General features: G+C 64.3%; 10 protein-coding genes, 1 tRNA gene and 1 pseudogene. 7 read left to right on the top strand and 5 right to left on the bottom strand.

The features are described from left to right. Positions 1-365 (bottom strand): annotated as a pseudogene (locus tag H926_RS34880) (shikimate 5-dehydrogenase); the annotation flags it as partial. 153 nt (positions 366-518) lie between these two features. Here H926_RS34880 and H926_RS0116230 point away from each other — a divergent pair. Continuing rightward, a complete protein-coding gene (locus tag H926_RS0116230) occupies positions 519-1,283 on the top strand; it encodes an alpha/beta family hydrolase (RefSeq protein ID WP_022677255.1) in 765 nt (254 codons plus the stop codon). On the opposite strand, the gene H926_RS0116225 is transcribed toward H926_RS0116230, so the two are convergent. Next, on the bottom strand, positions 1,266-2,177 hold the full coding sequence (locus H926_RS0116225) for a LysR family transcriptional regulator (RefSeq protein ID WP_028658118.1): 912 nt from the start codon (positions 2,175-2,177) through the stop codon (positions 1,266-1,268). The genes H926_RS0116230 and H926_RS0116225 overlap by 18 nt on opposite strands. 132 nt (positions 2,178-2,309) lie before the next feature. Between H926_RS0116225 and H926_RS0116220 the strand changes: the two genes are divergently transcribed. Then, positions 2,310-3,026 carry an SDR family NAD(P)-dependent oxidoreductase gene (locus H926_RS0116220; protein ID WP_022677253.1) on the top strand — a complete coding sequence of 239 codons (717 nt, stop codon included), beginning with the start codon at positions 2,310-2,312 and terminating at the stop codon, positions 3,024-3,026. A gap of 12 nt (positions 3,027-3,038) precedes the next feature. Here the strand turns inward: H926_RS0116220 and H926_RS0116215 are convergent. Beyond that, positions 3,039-3,115: transfer RNA gene (locus H926_RS0116215), tRNA-Arg, on the bottom strand. Between the two features lie 62 nt (positions 3,116-3,177). Here H926_RS0116215 and H926_RS0116210 point away from each other — a divergent pair. Next, complete coding sequence (locus H926_RS0116210) at positions 3,178-3,981, top strand: queuosine precursor transporter (RefSeq protein WP_022677252.1); 804 nt, start codon at positions 3,178-3,180, stop codon at positions 3,979-3,981. A 42-nt stretch (positions 3,982-4,023) separates the two neighbouring features. Here the strand turns inward: H926_RS0116210 and H926_RS28145 are convergent, their stop codons facing one another. Together H926_RS28145 and H926_RS33465 are read right to left on the bottom strand one after the other, a co-directional pair. Next, a complete protein-coding gene (locus tag H926_RS28145; protein WP_022677251.1) occupies positions 4,024-4,254 on the bottom strand; it encodes a PspC domain-containing protein in 231 nt (76 codons plus the stop codon). Further along, positions 4,251-4,454, bottom strand: coding sequence for a hypothetical protein (locus H926_RS33465; RefSeq protein WP_022677250.1), 204 nt, complete (start codon positions 4,452-4,454; stop codon positions 4,251-4,253). Before H926_RS33465 ends, H926_RS28145 begins: the two co-directional genes overlap by 4 nt. A 462-nt stretch (positions 4,455-4,916) precedes the next feature. Between H926_RS33465 and rimP the strand changes: the two genes are divergently transcribed. The 4 genes from rimP to H926_RS28135 form a co-directional block, all read left to right on the top strand. Further along, positions 4,917-5,519 (top strand): ribosome maturation protein RimP, encoded by a 603-nt coding sequence (gene rimP / locus H926_RS0116195; protein ID WP_022677248.1) that lies wholly within the window; start codon positions 4,917-4,919, stop codon positions 5,517-5,519. 3 nt (positions 5,520-5,522) lie between these two features. Continuing rightward, the gene (gene nusA / locus H926_RS0116190) at positions 5,523-7,169 is read left to right on the top strand and encodes a transcription termination factor NusA (protein WP_022677247.1); all 1,647 of its coding nucleotides are present in this window, start codon (positions 5,523-5,525) and stop codon (positions 7,167-7,169) included. After that, the gene (locus H926_RS28140; protein WP_082209197.1) at positions 7,150-7,929 is read left to right on the top strand and encodes a DUF448 domain-containing protein; all 780 of its coding nucleotides are present in this window, start codon (positions 7,150-7,152) and stop codon (positions 7,927-7,929) included. The genes nusA and H926_RS28140 overlap by 20 nt, the downstream gene beginning before the upstream one ends. Before the next feature lie 5 nt (positions 7,930-7,934). Then, a partial coding sequence (locus tag H926_RS28135; protein WP_192816560.1) for a translation initiation factor IF-2 associated domain-containing protein occupies positions 7,935-8,115 on the top strand: 181 nt, incomplete at its 3' end.

The following is an 8,115-nucleotide window of genomic DNA, read 5'->3' as shown; positions in this document are numbered from 1 at the left end:
TCGGCGGGGCTGGTCTCGATCAACTGGCGGCAGGCGGTGTAATCGGTGTTGTAGCCGGTAAGGTGGCCATCGTCGTTGACGATGGTGTTGACGCTGTCGATCGCGAGCGCGGACGGTTCGAGCGTATCGAGCAGCGGGATCACCGCTTCTTTGAACGGCATCGAGATCGCGCTGCCGCGAATGTCGAGCGCGCGGATGCCGGCAACGGCCGCCGGCAGATCACGCGTGGAGAAAGACTTGTAGATAAAGTCGAGGCCCAGTGCCTCGTACAGATAGTTGTGCAGCCGCGATCCGGCATTGCCGGGGCGGCCCGACAGCGACATGCACAGGCGGGTATCGCGGCCGATGGGGGGCTTGTTGGGCATTGAGGCTCCTTGGGGGGGGGAAGGGGCTGACGGTCGGCCCAGCCATGGCATGAATTGTCGGGGCAAGGCCAGCCTGTTGAGGCAGCTTGACAGGAGGCGGGGGTTGCCGCCAGCGCTGGCGAAACCGCAACCTCTGCCACCATGGTTTCCCGCATGATGCCACCGCTTGCGATCGTTCTGGCCGGGCGAAGCAACACCGCCAAGCGATCCGATATCCTGACCCGCGTTGCCCGCAAGTTTGGTGAGCGCGGGCAACCGGTTTTCGTGTTTGAATCCCCGCGCCATGCCGCATCGGAGGGGATCAACCGCCGCCTGGTACAGGCCCTGCCAAGCATTGCGCGCAGCACGGGCCAGGCGCTGTCGTGGCCGCGCCTGGCCGCCTGGTACGCGGTCAAGACCGCGCTGGCCTGCGCCAGCCCGCACCGCCTCGACTTTCTCATGGCGGCACTGCTGCCGCCGTGGCTGATCGCCAGCTGGGAATTGCAGCGGTTCATCGAAAGCCTGCCGCACGCACGAGTCGTGGTCGTGACCCATTCGGCCGGGGGCGTGGCTGCCACGCGGATTGCCGCGCACCCCCACGTGCAGGCGATCGCCAGCTTTGGCTATCCGTTTCGCCACCCGGAACGGCGGCGCGAAGCCTATCGCACGCGGCACCTGCGCGCGGTGGCCAAGCCGATGGTGGTGATCCAGGGCCGCGGCGATGCCTATGGCGGCGATCCCGCGCAGTTCGGCCGCTTCCTTGGCCCGACATGCGCGATCGTTTCGCTCGAGTGCGACCACGAATACCATGGCCTGGACGATGGCGCGTTCGCGCGCGCCTGGGAGGCCATTGATCACGTGCATGATCTGGCCTGTCAGAAGGAATCCCAAGCGCCACGGCTGGATTGCGCCACGAGCGTGTCAGGACAGACGTGTTGAAGATCGACACTGCGCGATGACGGTCTCGCGCAGCCAGCGATGCGCAGGATCGGCGTCCATGCGCGGATGCCACAGCGCGGCAACGGCGATGTCGGGTGTTTCAACCGGCAGCGTGAAGCGCACCAGCCCATCCGAGAACCATGGGTCGGACAGACAGGATTGCGGCACCAGCGCGACCAGATCGGACTGGCGGGCAATCCGCAAGGCATCCGGGAAGCCGGGCACGACGCCGACGATCTCGCGCTGCAGCCCGAGCGCTGCCAGCATGTCATCGACGGGTCCGGTCGATTGTCCGCGCCGCGACACGACGACATGCTTGGCGGCCGCATAGCGATCTGCGGTCACCGCAGCTGACAACAGGGGATGCCCCTCTCTTGCCGCGCCGATGAAGCGGTCACGAAAAAGCAGCTGTGTTCGCACCTCGGGCGCAAAATCGCCAAGCACTCCGATTTCAAGGTCGATCGTTCCGTCCCGCAGCGGCCCAGCCTCCTTGATGGGCTTTGGGGCAAAGCGCAGGCGCGCATGCGGCGCGGCGGCGACCACGGTCTTGACCAGGGAAGCGGAGAACAGCGCGATGAAGCCTTCGTTGGCGCGGATGATGAAAGTCCGCTTGAGCGTAGCGAGATCGAGCGGCCCTTCGTGTGGCGTGAGAACATCGCGAACATCTCGCACCAACGCATGAACACGCTCGCGCAGCATGATGGCGCGGGGAGTTGGCACCAGCCCACGGCCTGCCCGCACCAGCAGGGGATCGCCGGTCGCCGCCCGCAACCGTGCGAGCGTGCGGCTCATGGCCGATGGGCTGAGGCTCAAGCGACGCGCCGCAGCCGTCACGCTGCCTTCCGCCAGAAGCGCGTCCAGCGCCGACAACAGGTTAAGGTCAATGGTGTCCATCGCCACATGATAGGCGGCCTGGCAAGCGTGGGATAGCGCATGATGCAGCAATAGTTTGCATCCTGTGCGTCTGGTGCAGCTATTGAAAGTGGAAGATGATGGTCTTCAGCGGCAAAACCGAAAGGAATCACCATGCTCTCCCAGCCCATCAGTGACACCGCCGGCACGATTCTCATTGTCGGCGCATCGCGTGGCCTTGGCCATGCGATGGCGGCAGAATGTATCGCGCGGGGCTGGCATGTCGTCGGAACGGTGCGCGGCCTTGACCGCACTGCGTTGCACGATCTGGCTGATGCCCACCCAAGCCGCGTCGACATCGCGCAGCTCGACATGACGCAGCCAGCCCAGATTATGGCATTGCGCGAACGGCTGATGGGCAAGCAGTTCGACATCCTGTTCGTCAACGCGGGCACGGCCAACCACAACCAGGACGAAACCATCGCGGAGGTTTCGACCGAAGAGTTCGTTCGCGTGATGGTCACCAACGCGCTCAGCCCGCTACGGGTGGTGGAAGGCTTGCAGGATTGCGTCGCGCCAGCGGGCCTGATCGGTGTCATGTCTTCGGGCCAGGGCAGTATCGCCAACAATGTGAACGGCGGGCACGAGGTCTACAGGGGCACGAAGGCTGCGCTGAACCAGTACATGCGCAGCTATGCGGCGCGTCATGCCGATGATGGTCGGGCCAAGGTGCTTATGGCGCCGGGCTGGATCCGCACCAGACTTGGCGGAGCCGAGGCGCCGTTCGGCATCGAGGAAACCGTGCCACAGATCGTCACCACGCTGCTCGCGCAGCGGGGAAAGCCCGGCCTGCATTATCTCGATCGGGAAGGGCGTACCGTTCCCTGGTGAGAATCGCTGGAATGGCGCGCCCTGCAGGATTCGAACCTGCGGCCACCGGCTTAGAAGGCTGGTGCTCTATCCAGCTGAGCTAAGGGCGCGCACAGCCGTGCCCATAAGACGGCTTTGCCTTTGGTGCAAATGGCGATAGCAGTTCATCCCCATGAACGATCCCGCATCCGCATCGGCGCCGCTTGAAAAGATCGGCGGCAAACTCGGCGCACGCCGCCATTTCCGCTTTTTCGACTACATGATGGCCGCGTTCGTGGCGATCCTGCTGCTGTCGAACCTGATCGGCGCGTCAAAGCTGTCGAGCGTGGGCGGCTTCACCTTTGGCGCGGGCATCCTGTTCTTCCCGATTTCCTACATCCTGGGGGACGTGCTCACCGAGGTCTATGGCTATGCCAACGCGCGGCGCTGTGTGTGGGTGGGCTTTTTCGCGCTGCTGTTCATGGCGGTGATGAGCTTTGTGGTGGTGGCGATGCCGCCGGCGGCCGACTGGGGCTGCGCATCGAGCGGCGATCCGCAGTTTGCCGGGCTCGTGGCCAGAAGTTCCGCTGGGGCGGTTTGCCAGACCACCTATGTCTCGGTGTTCGGCAGCACCTGGCGCATCGTGCTGGCCTCGGTCACGGCATTCTGGGCCGGGGAATTCGTCAATTCCTTCGTGATGGCGCGAATGAAGGTGTGGACGGGCGGCAAGTATCTGTTCACCCGCACCTGGGGCTCGACCATCGCCGGGCAGGCGATCGACAGCCTGATCTTCTATCCCGTGGCGTTCCTGGGCACCTGGACCAATGCCGATGTGGTGCATGTGATGATCACCAACTGGGCGATGAAGGTGTTGTGGGAAGTGGTGCTCACGCCCGTTACCTATGCCGTGGTCAATTTCCTCAAGCGGCGCGAAGGTGTGGACGTCTATGACACCGACACCGATTTCTCGCCGTTTGCCCGCACCGCTTCGGTGTGAAGGGGTGCGGGTCGGCGCCGGTGGTGGTGTCGGTGGCCCGCATCAATCGGCGATCAGCGCGATGGCCAGGTAGATCAGCAGCAGCGAGCCAAAGCCCAGCAGGGTGCCGGCGATCCAGGCCACGCGCACCAGCGTGACATCGAGATCGAGCGCGTCGGCCATGCCGGCGCAAACGCCGAAGATCTTGCCGTTGGCGCGGTCGCGGCGGAAGATGCTGCCACGGCGGCGGGCGGGGCGGACGGGGCTGTCGTCAAAGCGCAGGTCGGTCATCATGCGATCTCCACGGCGGAAGTGGTGCCCTGGGCAGTGGCGGCCGGCGTCTGCACGGTCTGGCCGATGAGGGCGAGCGAGAGGGCGAGGGCGGCGACGGCGGCCGAGGTGCGGCCGGCGATGGAAAGCAAGGTCTGCATGGTGATTACTCCCTGAATGTGGCGCCGGATGATCGCATCCGGCCGATGCCCCTTGCTTTGCATGGGGCGTGCCAAATTCAGAAAATGGCGGTTTTCTGCGCTTTCTCTTCGCCTGTCTTGCCCGTGAACGCAGAATGAATGCCAAGGATTGGGATTATTCACCGATAATTTGGATGATGGATTTCCTGGCTGACGCGATTCGCATGCCGCGCAGCTTTGTCAGGGCGGGGACCGGCCTTCTTCCCCCTTTGGAAGGCTGGCGCCGATGCAGGCCGGGCGGGCCATGCATCAGGCGTTGCCGGAGCAATCCGGCGGTTCCCGCCTCCCTTGCGATCAAAGGCTGAGTGGCGTGGCTTTGTTCTTGCAATTTTCCGCCGCCTCCCTTATCTGCACATTTATCCCGACATTGTGAAGGCAAGAGCGGGCTGGCGCCAGACGGGGCCGGCGCGAAACTTCGTTGCTGAAACGGTGTGGCCTGAAGTGGTTTGACGCGCCGAGGGCGTGCTCGGGAGTATTGGAGACGGCATGACGGATATCGCGCGGATCATCGAGATTGTGGAGCCCGAGGTGAAAGCCATGGGATTCGATCTCGTGCGCGTGCGCCTGTACGGCAAGAGCGAAGTTGGCGACGAGGAGCACACGCTCCAGATCATGGCGGAGCGCCCCGAAACCGGGCAGCTGGTCATCGAGGATTGCGCCGGCCTCTCGCATCGCATCTCCGACAAGATCGACGCGCTGGAAGAAGCCGGCGAAATGCTGATCGAAGAGGCCTATCGCCTTGAAGTCAGCTCGCCGGGGATCGACCGCCCGCTGACCCGCCCCAAGGACTTTGCCGCCTGGATCGGCCACGAGGCGCGGATCGAGCTGTCCGAGCTGCTCGACAATCGCAAGCGCTTTCGTGGCGATCTCAAGGGTTTCGATGCCGATACCGGCACGATCTCGATTGAGGATGACGGCCAGGTGTTTGCCGTACCGTTCGCCCTTGTCACCAATGCCAAGCTGATCCTGACCGATCGGCTGATTGCCGCCTCGCGCCCGGTGGATACCGCCGGCGTGGACGAGGAAGATTTCGAAGACGAAGACGCTTTGGCGCAAACCGACGCATTTCTTGAGGAACAGGAAGACTAAGCCATGGCCAGTGCGATTTCCGCCAACCGTGCCGAGCTGCTGGCGATTGCCAACGCGGTCGCTGCCGAAAAGATGATCGACAAGTCCATCGTGATCGAAGCGATGGAAGAAGCGATCCAGAAGTCGGCGCGCAACCGCTATGGCGCCGAGAACGACATTCGCGCCAAGCTCGATCCGCGCACCGGCGATCTGCGCCTGTGGCGCGTGGTCGAAGTGGTCGAGCACGTCGAAGACTACTTCAAGCAGGTTGACCTCAAGCAGGCCGAAAAGCTCCAGGCCGGCGCCAAGGTGGGTGACTTCATCGTCGATCCGCTGCCGCCGGTGGACCTCGGCCGCATCGATGCGCAGTCGGCCAAGCAGGTCATCTTCCAGAAGGTGCGCGATGCCGAGCGCGATCGCCAGTATGACGAGTTCAAGGACCGCGCGGGCGAAATCATCACCGGCGTGATCAAGTCGGTCGAATTCGGCCACGTGATCGTCAACCTGGGCCGCGCCGAAGGCGTGATCCGCCGCGACCAGCAGATCCCGCGCGAAGTACCGCGCGTGGGTGAGCGCGTGCGCGCGCTGATCCTCAAGGTGGAGCGCCAGAACCGCGGTCCGCAGATCTTCCTGAGCCGTGCGCACCCCGACTTCATGAAGAAGCTGTTCGCCCAGGAAGTGCCCGAAATCTATGACGGCATCATCGAGATCAAGGCCGCAGCCCGCGATCCGGGCAGCCGCGCCAAGATCGGCGTGATCAGCCGTGACAGCTCGATCGACCCGGTCGGCGCCTGCGTCGGCATGAAGGGCAGCCGCGTTCAGGCGGTGGTCCAGGAAATGCAGGGCGAAAAGATCGACATCATCCCCTGGAGCGAAGACACCGCGACGTTCGTGGTCAACGCGCTGCAGCCCGCGACGGTCAGCCGCGTGGTGATCGACGAGGAAGAAAGCCGCATCGAAGTGGTCGTGCCCGACGACCAGCTGAGCCTGGCGATCGGTCGCCGTGGCCAGAACGTGCGCCTGGCATCCTCGCTCACCGGCTCTGCCATCGACATCATGACCGAGGCCGAGGCGAGCGAAAAGCGCCAGAAGGAATTCTCCGAACGGTCCAAGACCTTCGAGGAAGAACTCGACGTCGATGAAACCCTGTCGCAGCTGCTGGTGGCCGAAGGCTTCAGCGAGCTGGAAGAAGTGGCCTATATCGACATCAGCGAACTCGCCGGAATCGAAGGTTTCGACGAGGAACTGGCGGCCGAACTGCAGAACCGCGCGCTTGAAGCGCTGGAACGCCGCGAGGAAGGCCAGCGTGAAGAACGCCGCGCCCTGGGCGTGGACGATGCCCTGGCCGAGCTGCCGCACCTGAACGAAGCCATGCTCGTTACGCTGGGCAAGGCGGGGATCAAGACGCTGGACGACCTGGCGGACCTCGCCACCGACGAACTGATCGCCAAGAAGCGCAACAACGACCAGCGCCGCCGCAATGACCGCCGCGAGCGCGATCGTTCGGAGCGCAGCGAAGACAAGGGTGGCGTGCTGGGCGAATATGGCCTGACCGACGAGCAGGGTAACGAAATCATCATGGCGGCACGCGCCCACTGGTTCGACGACGAACCGATGGCCGACGAAGCCCCCGCAACCGAGGAGGCCGCCGATGCGGAATCCTCACAATGACACGCTAAGCGCCCCAGGGCCGCAAGACCGCCCGGCAAGGCCTGACAAGGCTTTGCCGGAGCGGAAATGTATCCTCACCGCCCGCCACGATGGCCGGGGCGCCTTGGTGCGCCTGGCGATTTCGCCCGATGGTCTGGTTCTGCCCGATCCGTTGGCGCGTGCCCCTGGGCGCGGCGCCTGGATCGGTGTTTCTCGCGCAGACCTTGAAATCGCGCTTGCCAATGGCAAACTTAAGGGAGCGTTGGCACGCGCATTCAAAGGCGCCCCGCTGACCATTCCCGCCGACCTGCCCGATCTGATCGAACAAGGCCTGAAACGCGCCACACTGGACCGACTCGGTATTGAGTTGCGTGCCGGTAGCTTGGTGCTGGGAACCGAAAAAATCGCCCAGGCCGCGCGTTCCGGCGCGGTCGTGCTGCTGGCCCATGCCAGCGATGCAAAGGCCGATGGCGTGGGCAAGCTGGCCCAGGCCTGGCGCGTGGGCGAAGAGGCCGAGGGATCGGGAATGATGGGCCGCATCTTGCCGCTGGACCGGGCGGCGTTGTCTGTGGCATTGGGCCGCGACAACGTCGTTCACCTGGGCGTCACCGATGCGGGCGCGGCCGAACGGATTGACGGGCCATTGGCCCGCTTGATGCACTTTATCGGGGCTGCGGCACCGGAAGGTCCACCTGGTGGCATGCCACCGGGCGAACCTGCCCCTGCTGCTGCACCGGCCGCGCATGCGGCGAATGACGATTTGGATACGAAGGGCGAATGAGTTCGATGAGCGATAGCGACAAGAAGCCGACACTGGGCCGCAGGCCACTGGGCCTGAAGACCGCAGTGGAGGCCGGAGAGGTCAAGCAGACCTTCAGCCATGGTCGCACCAATAAGGTGGTGGTCGAGGTAAAGCGCCGCAAGCTGGTGCCGGGCGGACAGCCCGCCGCGCCGGCCCCCGCTGCGC

It is taken from the genome of Novosphingobium sp. B-7 (genome assembly GCF_000410615.1).
Classification (GTDB): Bacteria; Pseudomonadota; Alphaproteobacteria; order Sphingomonadales; family Sphingomonadaceae; genus Novosphingobium; species Novosphingobium capsulatum.
The sequence above is the reverse complement of the archived record's forward strand: the minus strand, read 5'-3'. Positions and strand labels throughout refer to the sequence as shown.

Coding starts and splice junctions, on each gene's coding strand:
- H926_RS0116230 (WP_022677255.1), top strand. CDS start 519: ATGATGCCACCGCTTGCGATCGTTCTGGCCGGGCGAAGCAACACCGCC.
- H926_RS0116225 (WP_028658118.1), bottom strand. CDS start 2,177: ATGGACACCATTGACCTTAACCTGTTGTCGGCGCTGGACGCGCTTCTG.
- H926_RS0116220 (WP_022677253.1), top strand. CDS start 2,310: ATGCTCTCCCAGCCCATCAGTGACACCGCCGGCACGATTCTCATTGTC.
- H926_RS0116210 (WP_022677252.1), top strand. CDS start 3,178: ATGAACGATCCCGCATCCGCATCGGCGCCGCTTGAAAAGATCGGCGGC.
- H926_RS28145 (WP_022677251.1), bottom strand. CDS start 4,254: ATGATGACCGACCTGCGCTTTGACGACAGCCCCGTCCGCCCCGCCCGC.
- H926_RS33465 (WP_022677250.1), bottom strand. CDS start 4,454: ATGCAAAGCAAGGGGCATCGGCCGGATGCGATCATCCGGCGCCACATT.
- rimP (WP_022677248.1), top strand. CDS start 4,917: ATGACGGATATCGCGCGGATCATCGAGATTGTGGAGCCCGAGGTGAAA.
- nusA (WP_022677247.1), top strand. CDS start 5,523: ATGGCCAGTGCGATTTCCGCCAACCGTGCCGAGCTGCTGGCGATTGCC.
- H926_RS28140 (WP_082209197.1), top strand. CDS start 7,150: ATGCGGAATCCTCACAATGACACGCTAAGCGCCCCAGGGCCGCAAGAC.